The sequence below is a fragment of the Gluconacetobacter entanii genome (assembly GCF_013155425.1).
GTDB classification, from domain to species: Bacteria; Pseudomonadota; Alphaproteobacteria; order Acetobacterales; family Acetobacteraceae; genus Novacetimonas; species Novacetimonas entanii.
Map to the genome: position 1 here is coordinate 1 of NZ_JABJWD010000123.1, position 15,013 is coordinate 15,013.

The window sequence follows — 15,013 nt, forward strand, 5'->3', positions numbered from 1 at the left end:
AGCGACAAGACCGACAGATCATTCGCAGCGATGATTTATCTCACCGCCGCAATCATCAATTCGCGTTAATTCCCAACAGACCCTGAAAAAGCTTCACCAAAAACTTCTTTTCGGACGGTTCGCAGGCACGTTTTCCCTACGCCCTGCCTTACGCGCCAAGGCCCCGTCCCGCGTCCCAGAACGCGGCTTCCAGACGGACGGCCGTGTTGAATTCCGCCCGCAGCATGGGATAGCGGGCATCGGCACCATACTGTGCCCCCACCGCGTTGAGGCGGTGGATTCCCCCCTCCACCAGATCGGTGAATTCCTGCCCGCCATACAGTGCGATCCATGACCAGTAGGGATTCCCCTCCCGCACGGTGGCGGGATCGGCATGCAGGCGTGCGCCAATCTCCCCATATCCGATCATGCACGGCGCAAGCGTCACCAGCAGGTCCAGCAGGTCGCCCGTCTGCGCACGGTCAAGGATAAAACGGCTGTAGGCCAGCAGTTCGAGCGATTCCGGCGCGCGACGCAGCATGTCCTCGTCAATGCCCCATCCCCTGCAGTACCCCACATGCAGCGGCAGTTCCGTATCGAGGATGCCCGACACCAGGGCGGCGGCCGCGCGCATGTCCTCCACCGTGGTCGATTTGTGGACCGACAGGGCGCAGGCACGGGTGTACTGGATCAGGTAGAGGTAATCCTGGACCAGAAACCGCTGGAACTCCTCCGGCGGCAACGTCCCGTCAGCCAGCCCCCTTACAAAAGGATGGTGGATGAAGCGTCCCCATTCCTCCATGCAGTCACGGCGCAACCGTCCCGCCAGTCCCGATTCCAGAAGGGGCCAGTCACGTTGTGCATGCCATGTCATGTCTATTTTCCTTGTCTTCGTACGCGGCTACATTGTGCAGTCGGTCCCGGCACACGACATCATGTGACGGGCCGGGTCATGTGTACCCTTCCTGTGGCGTTGCGCGTGCGCTAGGTGAAGGGGACCAAGACCGCAATTTCTTTCACCACAGGATCGTCTGTTTTCCGCCATGCCAACAACAAATGACATTCGCGCCACCTTCCTGGACTATTTCGCCGCGAACGGACACCAGATCGTTCCATCCTCGTCACTGGTTCCCAACAACGACCCGACGTTGCTGTTCACCAATGCAGGCATGGTCCAGTTCAAGAATGTCTTTACCGGCCAGGAAACCCGCCCCTATTCCCGCGCCACCACGGCGCAGAAGGTCGTGCGCGCGGGCGGAAAGCATAACGACCTCGACAATGTCGGCTATACCGCGCGCCATCACACCTTCTTCGAGATGATGGGCAATTTCTCCTTCGGCGATTATTTCAAGGCCGAGGCGATCGAACTGGCGTGGAAGCTGGTGACCGGCACGTTCGGCCTGCCCAAGGACCGGCTGCTGACCACCGTCTATTCCGAGGACGAGGAAGCCGCCGCCCTGTGGCGCAAGATCGCGGGCCTGCCCGACAGCCGCATCATCCGCATCCCCACCACCGACAATTTCTGGCGCATGGGCGACACGGGGCCGTGCGGTCCGTGTTCGGAAATCTTCTACGACCACGGGCCGGAAGTCGCAGGCGGGCCCCCGGGCTCCCCGGACGAGGACGGGGACCGGTTTACCGAGATCTGGAACCTCGTGTTCATGCAGTATTTCGAAAACCCGCCGGGCGTGCGCTCCCCCCTGCCCCGCCCGTCGATCGACACCGGGCTGGGACTGGAACGCTTTGCCGCGATCCTGCAGGGCAAGCGCGACAATTATGATATCGACACGTTCCGCGCCCTGATCCTCGCCTCCGCCGAGGTCACGGGGCAGGATCCAGATGGCCCGTTCAACGCCAGCCACCGCGTGGTGGCCGACCACCTGCGCTCCACCTCCTTCCTGATCGCCGATGGCGTCCTGCCGTCGAAGGACGGGCGCGGCTATGTCCTGCGCCGCATCATGCGCCGCGCGATGCGCCACCTGCACATGATGGGCACGACCGAGCCGACCTTCTACAAGCTGGTGCCCGCCCTGATCCGGCAGATGGGCAGCGCCTATCCCGAACTGGTGCAGGCGCGCGCCCTGATCGAGGAGACGATGCGCGGGGAGGAAGAGCGCTTCAAGGCGATGCTGGATCGTGGCCTTGCGCTGCTGGAGGACGAAACCTCCCACCTTGCCCCGGGCGCGCCGCTGCCGGGGGCCGTGGCGTTCAAGCTGTATGACACGTTCGGCTTCCCGCTTGACCTGACGCAGGACGCGCTGCGCAACAGCCATCATGAGGTGGATGTCGCGGGCTTTGACGAGGCGATGGAAGTCCAGCGCCAGCGCGCCCGCGCGGCATGGAGCGGGTCGGGCGACAGCGCGACGGAAACCATCTGGTTCGAGGCGCGCGACACATTCGGCGCCTCCGAATTCCTTGGCTACACGACCGAGGTGTCCGATGCAGAAGTGCAGATCGTCGTCGTCGATGGCGCCAGCGTGGATGCCGCAGGTCCGGGCACGAAGGTGGAAATCCTGCTGAACCAGACGCCCTTCTATGGCGAAAGCGGCGGCCAGGTGGGCGATACCGGCACGATCACGGCCAAGGGCCTGAAGATCGCCGTGACCGACACGCAGAAAAAGCTGGGCGACCTGCTGGTGCATACCGGCACCGTGATCGAGGGGACGGTCCATCCCGGCGATGCCGTCACCGCGCGCGTGGACCACGAACGGCGCAGTGCGATCCGCGCACACCACTCCGCGACCCACCTGCTGCACGAGGCGCTGCGTCGCCGCCTTGGCGCGCATGTCACGCAGAAGGGCAGCCTGAACGCCCCGGACCGCCTGCGCTTTGACGTCAGCCAGCCGCGCCCGATCACGCCGGAGGAACTGGCGGATATCGAGGCCGAGGTGAATGCCCGCATCCGCGAGAACACCGAGGTCACGACCCGCCACATGACGCCCGAAGAAGCGATCGAACAGGGTGCGATGGCCCTGTTCGGCGAAAAATACGGCGATGAGGTCCGCGTCGTGTCGATGGGCGGCCCGGAAGAAGGGCGCGCGGCATGGTCGATCGAACTGTGCGGTGGCACGCATGTGCGGCGCACGGGCGATATCGGCCTGTTCCGCATCACGGCGGAAAACGGTGTCTCCTCCGGTGTGCGCCGGATCGAGGCCGTGACCGGCAAGGCGGCGGAAGCGGCCGCCGTCACCACGGAACAGCGCCTGTTCCAGATGGCGGCGATGATGCGCGTCACCCCGGCAGAGGCCCCCGAACGCCTTGCGGTCCTGCTGGAGGAACGCAAGGTCATGGAACGCCAGTTGTCCGACCTGCAGCGCAAGCTTGCCGCCGGTGGCGACGGCACGCCGAAGGTCGAGGACGTGGCCGGGACCAGCCTTGTCGCGCGTAATGTCGGCGACCTGCCGCCCAAGGAACTCAAGCCGCTGGCGGATTCGCTGCGCAAGGAAATCGGCTCCGGCGTGGTGGCGCTGGTTTCCACCGCCGATGGCAAGGGCAGCATCGTCGTCGCCGTCACCACCGACCGCACGGAACAGGTGGATGCCGTGGCCCTCGTGCGTCTCGCCAGTGCGGCGATGGGCGGCAAGGGTGGCGGTGGCCGCCGCGACATGGCGCAGGCCGGTGGCCCGGACATCAGCAAGGCGCAGGCGGCGCTGGACGCGATCCGCAAGGCCCTGCCCGAAATGCTCAAGGGCTGACCGTTCTGGCCCATGGGCCGGACATCTTCATCAGGGGCGGGGCCAGTGGCTCCGCCTTTTTTTGTAACGACACGACAAATGATGACGTGTTTCAATATAATATAACCATAAATACCCGCATTTATTAACAAAACCCTGTACAAACATGAACATTTTTTAATTACATTTACATAGTATTTCTAAATCACTTCAACACGGAACGCTTGTTTACTTTATGCATTAAACTGTATAGGAAACAGGAATAACACTTCATATCAGAACCCCGTTCATGATTGGGTGTTACCGTTCCGGACATAACGTGACAGGAGTGCCGACATGACCGATACGAATGCCCGTGAAACCCTGATTGACCTTCTGCATGGTGTGGAACGTTTCAATACCGAGGTCTTCCCGAAGAACCGCGAACTGTTCGCCAGCCTTGCGGACCAGCAATCCCCCGGCACCCTGTTCATCGCCTGCGCCGACAGCCGCGTGAACCCCAGCCTGATCACACAGACGAAGCCCGGTGAACTGTTCGTCCTGCGCAACATCGGCAACATCGTCCCCGCCTATGGGGAGATGCTGGGTGGTGTGTCGTCGGCCATCGAATATGCGGTCCTCGCGCTCAAGGTCTCGCACATCATCGTCTGCGGCCATTCGGACTGCGGCGCGATGAAGGCGCTGCTGGATCCCGATCCGTCCAAGCTGGCGAAGATGCCGACCGTCGCCTCGTGGCTGCGCAATGCGGAGGCGGCGCGCGCCGTGCTCGAAGTCTCCGACGCGGGTCCGGCCTCCGTGCGCAGCCTGGCGGAACAGAATGTGCTGCTGCAGATCTCCCACCTGCGCACGCACCCGGCGGTGGCGGCGGGACTGGCGCGCAATACGCTGACGCTGCAGGGGTGGTTCTATGACATTCCCAGTGGGGAGGTCGTGATCCTTGACGAGGCCTCGCGCCATTTCGTCAGCGTGCATGACGCGATCGAGACCCTGCGCGCCGCAACCGCGGCCTCCAGGGCACAGGCGCAGTCCGCCTGACCCTTTTTCGTCCCACTCCTGCTGCCTTGTGACAACGGGCGCGGTAAGGTCGGGCATGTCCCGCCTGCCGCGCCCGTTCGTGTTTCTGCTGATGCTGCTAATCGGTGGCGGGTGCCCATCCGCCGGGACGGCCCATGCCACGACGCTGCGGCTGTCCACATGGAACCTCGACTGGCTGACCACGCGGCCGGTGGGGGACCGTGCCCTGCCTGATGACGTGCATCCGCGCGACATGGCCGATATCGCACGGCTGGCCCGATACGCCACGCGCCTGCATCCCGACATCGCGGCGCTGGAGGAAGTCGATACGCCGGAACTCGCCGCGCGGCTATTTCCCGCACCTGATTACCGCATCCTCATTTCCGGCGATGCCGTGGTGCAGAAAACCGCGCTCGCCGTGCGGGCGGGACTGATCGTGACACGGCATCCGGATGTGCGCACACTTGATGTCTATCCCCCTGATGCGCCCCGCCACCTGCGCAGCGGTTTGGACGTGACGGTGGGGGATGGCCGCGCCAGCCTGCGCGTGCTTGTGGTCCACCTGAAGGCCGGATGCCGCGATGGCGGCCCCGATGACCGGCGCCCCGCCTGCCGCACCCTGTACCGGCAGGTCGCCGCCCTGACGGACTGGATCATGGAGCGGCAGGACGAAGGCGAACCTTTTGCCGTCATGGGCGATTTCAACCACATGCTTGGACCGGGGGACGTGATGCTGCCGATGCTGTCGGAAAATGGCCCGTTGCTGGCGCCAACAGTGGGAATGGCGAGTCCATGCTGGGGCGGGACCTATTTCATCGACCACATCGTGCTGGGCGATCAGGCGCGGCGGTGGCTGCGGCCCGACAGCCTGCGTGTCATGCTGTATCGCGAACAGGACCCGGCGTTACAGTCACGCCTGTCGGACCATTGCCCGGTTTCCATCGGATTGGACATGCCATAACCGTATGTTTTTAAACATTCTTTAGAAAATAAAAGTTTTTGGGTGCCGCCTTTTTCCAAAAAGGCGGCGTCTTTCGAAGCTTTTTCGATCAGAAGCTTCATCAAAAACTTCCATTCCCCTTAACCACATTCCAAAGGGAAACAGACCATGCAGATGCGTCATCTGGGCCGATCGGGCCTGCGGGTTTCGGCCATTGGCCTCGGGTGCAACAACCTTGGCGGGCGCATCGACCTCGACACCTCCCGCGCGGTCGTGCATCAGGCGCTGGATTGCGGGATCACGCTGTTTGACGTGGCCGATGTCTATGGCCGCCGCGACGCCCATGCCGGCGCGTCGGAGGAGGCGCTGGGCGCGATCCTTGGCCCACGGCGGCGCGATATCGTGCTGGCGACGAAATTCGGCATGCGCATGGACCCCGACGGCCACCTGCAGGGGGCATCGCGCCGGTATATCCGCCGCGCGGTCGAAGACAGCCTGCGTCGCCTGCGCACGGATTACATCGACCTTTATCAGCTTCACACCCCCGATCCCGACACCCCGATCGAGGAAACGCTGCGCGCGCTCGATGACCTGATGCGGGAGGGGAAGATCCTCTATGCGGGCTGTTCCAACCTGCCCGCATGGCAGGTGGCGGATGCGCAGCATACGGCGCGCGCGGCAGGGATTGGCGGATTCATCAGTTGCCAGGACGAATTCTCGCTGCTGGCCCGCACGACCGCGCGTGACCTCATCCCCGCGATGCGGCATTTCGGGCTGGGACTGCTGCCCTACTTCCCGCTGGCGAGTGGCGTGCTGACGGGCAAATACACGCGCAACACCCCGCCCCCTGCCGGAAGCAGGCTGGCGGCATGGACCTATCTGCGGGAACGGTACCTGACGGATGAGAACTGGGCGCTGCTGGAACGTCTGGAGGCGTTCGGCAAGGCGCATGGCCGCAGCCTGGGTGAACTCGCCTTCGGCTGGCTGCTGTCGCACGACATCGTGGGATCGGTCATCGCAGGCGCGACCAGCGCGCGGCAGGTCAGCGACAATGTGGCGATGGCGCGCGCCCTGCCCCCTGCGGAATTCGACGCGCTACAGGCGCTGCTGGACCCGCCGGGCGCCTGACGGGATACGCCCGGGGAGGGTATCTTATTCGGGCCAGACGCCGGAGGCATGGGCGGCGGCCCAGCCAATCGCCAGCAGGACCATCACGAAGATGATCGCCCCCATCAGTTGCAGCAGTTCCTTGAACGGCATCAACTCCGGCGGGACGGCGGCGGCGGCCACGGCGGCACTTCCCCCTGTCGCCACGGCCGCGGCATCGGCGGCGTCGCCCGCGGCGTCACGGGTTTCGGGGGTCAGTGGCTGCGCACCCGGCACGGGGCCGGGATCGGGCACATTGGTCGAGGCCGCCTGGTCATGCGCGATATCGGCGGCGACGGACTGGGGACTGGCGGACAGCGGATGATCCGCATGGCTGTCGGCGTCGGGCATCTGCGTCTCTCCTGCGGGCCATGACACGTGGAATCGTCATGCAATATAGCCGACCCACGTCAAAGCACCAACTGCATCAACACGGCCATGGATGCATGATTTTTTCGTTTCAAAGGCCGCGCGGGCATCGCATACTCCGCCCACGCCCCGTTGGCTACCGGCAGCATCGCGCCCTTTACGTCCCACAGGATCAGGTACCCGTCCCGTATGTCTTCTTGTCCGCTGACCCGCCGCATGGCCCTTGGAATGCTTGCCGGGGCCGCACTGTCGCCGCTGGCGCGCGCACGCCATGGCCGTGCCATCGCCCCCCTGCGGATCGGGATGATCGGTTCGGGCCATGTGGGGGAAACGCTGGGGCAGTTGTGGACGCATGCGGGGCACCAGATCATGTTCTCCGCCAAGGGAATGGAGGCGCCCCGGCGCCTCGCCCGGAAGTTCGCCCCACTGGCCAAGGCCGGGAACCCTGCCGATTCCGCGCTGTTTGGCGATGTGATCGTTCTGGCCGTGCCCTATGGCGTGCTGCCGGAACTGGCGCAGGCGCTTGGCCGCAATACCGAGGACAAGATCATCCTCGACGCCACCAATCCCTATTCATGGCGCGACGGGGGCATTGCACGGCTGGCGATGCAGCAGGGCGCGGGCATCACCACGCGCGACCTGTTCCCCAACAGCGCGGTGGTGCGCGGCCTCAATTCGGAAGACATGACCACCATTGCCGCGCAGGCATGGCGCAAGCCGCCGCGCCTGGGCATCCCGCTTGCCGGCGATTCCCGCGCGGCGCTGGAGACGGCGCAGGGACTGGTCTGGGACGCGGGCATGGACCCGGTGATTGTCGGCCCGCTGTCCACCGCGCGGGAATTCCAGCCCGGCGGCCCTGCGTTCGAGGCCGCGACCACCGCCGCCCACCTGCGCGAGATCCTGAACCTGCCCGCCGCAACGGACCAGCGCAACGGGTAGCCGTTCCTACGCCCGTTCCTGGAACGTGAAACCGACCAGGCCGCCCATGACCGCAACCAGCCCGAGCCAGGCAGGCAGGTCGGGCGGGGCTGCGCCAAGCACGAACATCTCGCCCAGCAGGGCGAACGCGACCTCCGCCGCCTGCGTCGCATCCACCGCCGCGATGCGCAGCGGGTCGTTCGACAGGTTGCGCGCGTAAAGGAACAGCGTGGTCGCAAGGCACCCGGCGACAAGTGCGATCAGGGCGGTCGCCCCCACCTGCGCGGCATCCGGCGGCGGGGGCCGGACGCACAGGACCAGCCCCACGAAGACCGGCAGCGCACCCAGCGTCAGCAGCAGCACGGCCGCCACGGGATCCGCCAGCAGCACGGATGCCTCATCCCCCGCATGTTTCGCACGGTTGAGCAACTGGTTCCCCACCGGATAGGCCACCGCCGCGACCATGACGGGCACGACACCGGCCAGTATCTGCGCCATCCCCACGCCAGAGGCCGCACGCTGCAGGTTCAGCGTCAGGACTCCGAGGAAGATAAGCCCCAGAAAGACAAGGCCACGGAGCGGAACGCGGATGCCGAACGCCCGCAGCACGAACGGGGTGGCAAGGATCGTCAACTGCCACGTCGCCGCGACAATCCATCCCGGCGCATGATCGGCGGCAAAGCAGCAGCAGGCATAGAACACGCCAAAACCGATCCCGCCCGCCAGCAGCCAGAACCCCAGCCGCGCGCGAAAGAGGCGCAGGACCGCACCCAGATAGTGCGGGCCACGCCGCACAAGCAGCCACGCAAGCAGCAGCAGCGCCATGTCGAAATAGCGCAGCGACGCACTCCAGACCCAGTGCCCGCCGCCCAGGCTCATGGCGCGGTTCAGGACGAACGTGATGGAAAACAGCGCCGCCGCCAGAAGGCCAATCCCCAGCAGTCGGGACATGCCCGGTGCGGGACCGGCGGCCGGGCCGGATGTTACGGGCATGCATACGCTCCGATCATGACAGGAGGATGCCCAGGCGAACGGCGGACGAACCCCTCCGCACTTCCCGGTGGTCATTCCACCTCATGTCGCCAGTCATGCGGAGCACGTCAGGGTACGCCACGCATCCGCCGCCTGTCCACATTCCGTTACGCGAAAGTGACGAATCCGTGTGCCCCGCCCATGAAAAAAGCCCCGCCGGGTCACCGGACGGGGCTTCGCATCACGCAGGGCCGCGCATGAAGGCGGGCGTGTGTTCCTACTGATCGCCACCCGGCGGCAGGTAGGCCGCCTGACGCAGCGCCAGCCCGAACTGCACCCATCCGATGCCCGCCGCGATCAGTTCAACGGCGATGAACGTCCCGATCAGCCACAGGCCCGACCATGGCAGGGTAATATAAAGGACAAACCCGACCAGCAGGCTGATGACGCCACCGGCAAGGATCAGTTGCCACCCGTTCAGCCCGCGCTGCTGGAACGCCATGATGATCCGCCCGACGCCGGAGACGACAAGGCAGGCGGAGAGGAAGATGGTGATGACCATGGACCCGGTGGCCGGTTCCTCCATCATCAGCGTCCCGCCAAGGATATAGAGCGCACCGCCCAAGATCGACATCAGCCGCCCGCCCCAGTCACGCACGACAAAGGCATGCACAAGCTGCACCGTCCCCGCCAGGAACAGCAGCAGGCCCAGCAGGATCGTGCTGGCCATCGTGACCGTGATGGCATCGATCCACGCCACGAATCCCAGCAGAACCAGCACCACCCCAAGCCCGCAGAACAGGCCCCAGCGCTGCGTAAATGGCGTGTCCATCGTAAAAATCCCCCGGCTTTATGAACGCATCATGCGGATCTGCCGCCCGCACCGGACGGCTGGCCCCGATACATAACAGGCAAGGCCGTGATGACGATACCGGCTTTTGCATCATCTGCCGTGCGCGGGAATTGACATTGACACGCCGTACTCCTATACGCGCCCGACTGCCGGGAACGTGGACGGACCGGCCGGTGCCTGTATTCCAAGGGGTGATTGCTCCCCCGGCGCCGGTTAATGCGGGACGCGCCCGTCCTGTTCATGGGGAACAGGACCTACCGGTGCCACATCATGGCGTGACGATACAGGCCCCCGGCCACGATCATGCCATGCAGATGAAGAAAGAGAGCGCGCGATGAGCAAGCGCCTTGAGAGCAAGTACAAGATCAACCGTCGCCTTGGCGTCAACCTGTGGGGCCGTGCGAAGTCCCCGGTCAACAAGCGCGAATACGGTCCCGGCCAGCATGGCCAGCGCCGCAAGCAGAAGCCGTCCGACTTCTCCATCCAGCTGATGGCGAAGCAGAAGCTCAAGGGCTATTACGGCAACATCGGCGAAAAGCAGTTCCGCAAGTATTATGACGAAGCCGTCCGTCGCAAGGGCGATACGTCCGAAAACCTGATCGACCTGCTGGAACGTCGCCTGGACGCGGTCGTCTACCGCATGAAGTTCGCGATCACCCCGTTCGCGGCACGCCAGTTCATCAGCCACGGCCACATCACGGTCAACGGCCGCAAGGTCAACATCCCGTCCTATCTGGTGCGTGATGGCGACGTGATCGAAGTGCGTGAGAAGTCCAAGCAGCTTGCGATCGTGCTCGATGCGGCGCAGAGCGGCGAACGCGACGTGCCGGAATACATGGAAGTCGATCATCGCCAGATGAAGGGCACCTTCACCCGCACGGCGAAGCTGTCGGACGTTCCGTATCCGGTCCAGATGGAACCGAACCTGGTCATCGAATTCTACTCTCGCTGATCCACACCCGGAACCGGGCTGCATGGCGCCGGGCGTGGGGCATTGCCTCCACGTCCGGCGTACGTGTTTCTGGGCTCCCGTTCTGTAGCCCCGGGCGCCCTGCTCCGGTATCCTGTGGCCTGTCGTGCGTGCCCCTGCGGCGCGCGCCCCTGTCGTGCCGTCGCATGGCGCGACGCACGAAGGTATATGCCCATGAACGCCGCCCCCGACACCACATCCGACGACACCACGCCTGCCACGCCTGCGGCCCCCGGCAGCATCGTGCATGAAATCGCGCGGCGGCGGACATTCGCCATCATCTCCCACCCTGATGCGGGCAAGACGACGCTGACCGAACGCATCCTGCGCGCGGGTGGCGCGATCCAGATGGCGGGCAACGTGCGGGCCAAGGGGGAACGGCGGCGCACGCGTTCGGACTGGATGGGGATCGAGCGTGACCGCGGCATTTCGGTCGTGACCTCGGTCATGACGTTCGAATATGGCGACTGCATCTTCAACCTGCTCGACACGCCGGGCCATGAAGACTTCTCCGAGGACACCTACCGCACGCTGACGGCGGTGGACGCGGCGGTGATGGTGATCGACGCGGCCAAGGGGATCGAGGCACGCACGCGCAAGCTGTTCGAGATCTGCCGCCTGCGTGACATCCCCATCGTCACCTTCATCAACAAGATGGACCGCGAGGCGCAGGACCCGTTCGCGCTGCTCGACGAAATCTCGTCCTCGCTAGCGCTGGATACCTCGCCTGCGACATGGCCGGTGGGACGGGCTGCGAAATTCGTCGGCACCTATGACCTGTACCGCCGCGAACTGCACACGACCGAACCGCTGGAGCAGTCGGACCCGCGCATGGTCCAGTTGGCCGAGGAACTGGAACTTGCGGAAGCGGCGCTGCCGGAATTCGACCTTGAAAGCTTCAACGCAGGCCACCTCACCCCCGTGTTCTTCGGCAGTGCGATGAAGGAAATCGGCGTGACCGACCTGCTCGACGCGCTGGCGTCGTTCGGGCCGCCGCCGCGCGACCAGGCGAGCGAAACCCGCAGCGTCCACGCGGACGAGGAGGCGATGACCGCGCTGGTGTTCAAGATCCAGGCGAACATGGACCCCAACCACCGCGACCGCATGGCGTTCGCGCGCATCTGCTCGGGCAGGCTGCAGCGCGGCATGCGGCTGAAACATGTGCGCATCGGCAAGCAGTTCGCCCTGCACACGCCGCAGTTCTTCTTCGCACGTGACCGCCAGTTGGCGGAGGAAGCCTTTGCCGGCGACGTGGTGGGCATCCCCAACCACGGCACCCTGCGCATTGGCGACACCCTGACGGAAGGCGAGGACCTGCGCTTTACCGGCGTGCCCTACTTCGCGCCGGAAATCCTGCGCCGCGTGCGCCTTGATGACGCGATGAAGGCCAAGAAGCTGCGCCAGGCTCTGACGGAACTGGCCGAGGAAGGGGTGGTGCAGCTATTCCGCCCGCAGGATGGCTCCCCGCCGATCGTCGGCGTGGTCGGCACGCTGCAGCTGGACGTGCTGCAGGCGCGGCTGAAGGGGGAATATGGCGTGTCGATCGGTTTCGAATCGACGCCCTACAACCTTGCCCGCTGGGTCACCGGCCCGCGTGAGAAGCTGGAGACGTTCTGCAGCGTCAACCGCAGCGCCATGGCCGACGATATCGACGGCGACCCGGTCTTCCTTGCGTCTTCCGCGTTCATGATGCGGCGCACGGCGGAAGGGCAGCCCGAGCTTGCCTTCCACGACATCAAGCAGATCGGCCAGGAGATCGGCTGACGCCGCGCTCCCTGCCTGGCCTTTCCATCCCACAAGAGTATTGCGTCAGGCCCGCTGTCTGGCGCATCTAGGCGCATCATGTCCGACACAATGCCCCGCCTGAGCCTGCATGACAGCAAAAGCCGCAAGACGGTTGCGTTCACGCCGCTCGACCCCGAAAATGTCCGCGTCTATTACTGCGGGCCGACCGTCTATGACCTTGCGCATATCGGCAACCTGCGCGCGATGGTCACGGCGGATGTGCTGGTGCGCCTGCTGCGCCACCTGTATCCGCGCGTTACCTATGTCCGCAACATCACGGACGTGGATGACAAGATCAACGCCCGCGCGCGCGAAAACAACGAACCGATTTCGGCCCTGACGGCACGGACCATCCGTGACTTCCACGACGACCTGGCGGCCGTCGCCATCCTGCCGCCCGACATCGAACCCCGCGCCACCCACCATATCGAGCAGATGCAGCGCATGATCCGCGAACTGATCGACAATGGCCATGCGTACGAGGCCGGGGGCCATGTCCTGTTTTCCGTCGCGGATTATCCCGATTACGGCGAACTGTCGGGCCGCAGCGCGGACGACCTGATGGCAGGCGCCCGGGTGGAGGTCGCGGATTACAAGCGCGCGCCGGGGGATTTCGTGCTGTGGAAACCCTCCGACGCCGACACGCCGGGCTGGGACAGCCCATGGGGCCGGGGGCGTCCGGGCTGGCACATCGAATGTTCCGCCATGTCGTACCATTACCTGGGCGAGAGTTTCGACATCCATGGCGGCGGGTCGGACCTTCTGTTCCCGCACCATGAAAACGAACGCGCGCAGAGCATGTGCTGCCACCCACACGGGCGTTTCGCCAACCACTGGGTGCATAATGCAATGCTGCTGGTGGATGGGGAGAAGATGTCGAAATCCCTCGGCAACTTCCTGACAGTGCGCGACGTGCTGCGCGACACCCCGGCGGAGGCGCTGCGCCTGCTGCTGCTGCGCGCGCAGTACCGCTCCGTCCTGAACTTCACGCGCGACGGACTGGATGATGCGCGCCAGACGCTCGACCGGTTCTATCGCGCGCTCGCGGTGCTGCCGGATGCGCAGGCCGCCGATACGACCCTGCCGCCGGACAGCTTTGTCGCGGCCCTGTGCGAGGACCTCAATACCCCCGCCGCCCTTGCGGAAATGCATGCCATGGCGGACCGGGCGCTGGCGGGTGACGTGCAGGGCGCGCGTGACCTGCGGGCGGCGGGCCATCTGATCGGCCTGCTGGGCAGCACGCCTGACGTCTGGTTCCGTGGCGATGCACAGGTGGACGGGGCCAAGATACAGGCCCTGATCGACGAACGTCTTGCCGCGCGCAAGGCCCGCGATTTCGCCCGTGCCGACGCCATCCGTGACGAACTGGCGCAGCAGGGCATCGTGCTGGAGGATGGTCCCGGCGGCACGACGTGGAGGAAGGCATGACCGGACGTGATGGCGGGGCGGATATCGGCCCCATTGGCAACGCCCCGGTTGTCATCCTTGTCCGTCCGCAGATGGCCGAAAATATCGGCACCACCGCGCGCGCGATGGCCAATGGCGGCCTGTTCCACATGCGCCTTGTCGCCCCGCGCGACGGATGGCCGCAGGAACGGGCGTGGCGTGCGGCCTCCGGCGCGGACCGGATCCTTGAATCCGTAACCGTGTTTGAAACCGTCGATGACGCGGTGGCCGACCTGCACCATGTCTTTGCCACCTGCCCGCGCCCGCGCCATATCGTCAAGCCCGTGATGACCGCACGTGGCGGGGCTGCCGAACTGCGCGCGATCTCGCGCCGGGGGCTGCGCACGGGGTTGCTGTTCGGGCCGGAACGCGCGGGCCTCGATAACGAGGACATGGCCCGCGCCGATGCGCTGATCCGCTATCCGCTCAATCCCGCGTTCATGTCGCTGAACCTGGCGCAGGCGGTGATGATCATGGCCTATGAATGGTGGATGACGGAGGATGACACCCCGCCGCGCACGCTGATGACCAATGAAACCCATGTCGCGACCAAGGGGGAGCTGGACAATTTCATGCGTCACCTGATCGGCGATCTGGATGAATGCGGGTTCCTGCGTAACGAGCAGAAACGCCCCGGCATGGTGCGCAACCTGCGGCATTTCTTCCTGCGGGGCGAGGTGACGGAACAGGAACTGCGCACGCTGCACGGCGTGGTGACGGAACTGGCGCGTGGGCGCAAGGCGCGGCAGCAGTAAGCGAAAGTATTAAAAGTTTTTGGGTGCCGCCTTTTTTAAAAAGGCGGTGTCTTTTGAAGCTTTTTGAAAAAAGCTTCACCAAAGACTTTTGATCTGTTTTCCAGGGCCTGTTGGGAATTATGCTTTTTTCAAGCATCTGCATATGATTCAAAGCCTGTATGGATCGCTTCGTACTGACAGACGCCCAATGGG

General features: G+C 64.7%; 13 protein-coding genes and 1 riboswitch. Of the genes, 9 read left to right on the forward strand and 4 right to left on the reverse strand.

Translation table 11 applies throughout. The features are described 5' to 3' along the window. Positions 1-148: 148 nt before the first annotated feature. Positions 149-853 carry a TenA family protein gene (locus tag HNH97_RS16435; protein WP_171791614.1) on the reverse strand — a complete coding sequence of 235 codons (705 nt, stop codon included), beginning with the start codon at positions 851-853 and terminating at the stop codon, positions 149-151. 169 nt (positions 854-1,022) lie between these two features. Here HNH97_RS16435 and alaS point away from each other — a divergent pair, with 169 nt between their 5' ends. The 4 genes from alaS (at position 1,023) to HNH97_RS16455 (ending at position 6,735) form a co-directional block, all read left to right on the forward strand. Further along, positions 1,023-3,674 carry an alanine--tRNA ligase gene (gene alaS / locus HNH97_RS16440; protein ID WP_171791615.1) on the forward strand — a complete coding sequence of 884 codons (2,652 nt, stop codon included), beginning with the start codon at positions 1,023-1,025 and terminating at the stop codon, positions 3,672-3,674. A gap of 315 nt (positions 3,675-3,989) precedes the next feature. After that, positions 3,990-4,688, forward strand: coding sequence for a carbonic anhydrase (locus tag HNH97_RS16445; protein WP_171791616.1), 699 nt, complete (start codon positions 3,990-3,992; stop codon positions 4,686-4,688). A gap of 55 nt (positions 4,689-4,743) precedes the next feature. Beyond that, positions 4,744-5,628, forward strand: coding sequence for an endonuclease/exonuclease/phosphatase family protein (locus HNH97_RS16450; protein WP_171791617.1), 885 nt, complete (start codon positions 4,744-4,746; stop codon positions 5,626-5,628). Positions 5,629-5,775: 147 nt separating this feature from the next. Then, positions 5,776-6,735 carry an aldo/keto reductase gene (locus HNH97_RS16455; protein ID WP_171791618.1) on the forward strand — a complete coding sequence of 320 codons (960 nt, stop codon included), beginning with the start codon at positions 5,776-5,778 and terminating at the stop codon, positions 6,733-6,735. 24 nt (positions 6,736-6,759) lie between these two features. On the opposite strand, the gene HNH97_RS16460 is transcribed toward HNH97_RS16455, so the two are convergent. After that, positions 6,760-7,104, reverse strand: a complete 345-nt coding sequence (locus HNH97_RS16460; RefSeq protein WP_110914527.1) for a hypothetical protein — start codon at positions 7,102-7,104, stop codon at positions 6,760-6,762. Between the two features lie 207 nt (positions 7,105-7,311). Between HNH97_RS16460 and HNH97_RS16465 the strand changes: the two genes are divergently transcribed. Next, on the forward strand, positions 7,312-8,061 hold the full coding sequence (locus HNH97_RS16465) for an NADPH-dependent F420 reductase (protein WP_110914528.1): 750 nt from the start codon (positions 7,312-7,314) through the stop codon (positions 8,059-8,061). Between the two features lie 6 nt (positions 8,062-8,067). Here HNH97_RS16465 and HNH97_RS16470 read toward each other — a convergent pair whose 3' ends face one another. Together HNH97_RS16470 and HNH97_RS16475 are read right to left on the reverse strand one after the other, a co-directional pair. Next, positions 8,068-9,033, reverse strand: a complete 966-nt coding sequence (locus HNH97_RS16470; protein WP_244949512.1) for a multidrug resistance efflux transporter family protein — start codon at positions 9,031-9,033, stop codon at positions 8,068-8,070. 21 nt (positions 9,034-9,054) lie between these two features. Further along, positions 9,055-9,140, reverse strand: a riboswitch (ZMP/ZTP riboswitch). A gap of 149 nt (positions 9,141-9,289) precedes the next feature. Further along, on the reverse strand, positions 9,290-9,844 hold the full coding sequence (locus HNH97_RS16475) for an HdeD family acid-resistance protein (RefSeq protein WP_110914529.1): 555 nt from the start codon (positions 9,842-9,844) through the stop codon (positions 9,290-9,292). 355 nt (positions 9,845-10,199) lie between these two features. Between HNH97_RS16475 and rpsD the strand changes: the two genes are divergently transcribed. From rpsD to HNH97_RS16495, 4 genes are all read left to right on the forward strand, one after another. Further along, positions 10,200-10,817, forward strand: a complete 618-nt coding sequence (gene rpsD, locus HNH97_RS16480; protein ID WP_110914530.1) for a 30S ribosomal protein S4 — start codon at positions 10,200-10,202, stop codon at positions 10,815-10,817. Between the two features lie 186 nt (positions 10,818-11,003). After that, positions 11,004-12,599, forward strand: a complete 1,596-nt coding sequence (locus HNH97_RS16485) for a peptide chain release factor 3 (protein ID WP_407716787.1) — start codon at positions 11,004-11,006, stop codon at positions 12,597-12,599. Between the two features lie 78 nt (positions 12,600-12,677). Beyond that, positions 12,678-14,048: a cysteine--tRNA ligase gene (gene cysS, locus HNH97_RS16490; protein WP_171791619.1), complete on the forward strand. Its 1,371-nt coding sequence runs from the start codon at positions 12,678-12,680 to the stop codon at positions 14,046-14,048. Beyond that, a complete protein-coding gene (locus HNH97_RS16495) occupies positions 14,045-14,821 on the forward strand; it encodes an RNA methyltransferase (RefSeq protein ID WP_171791620.1) in 777 nt (258 codons plus the stop codon). Before cysS ends, HNH97_RS16495 begins: the two co-directional genes overlap by 4 nt. Positions 14,822-15,013 lie beyond the last annotated feature (192 nt).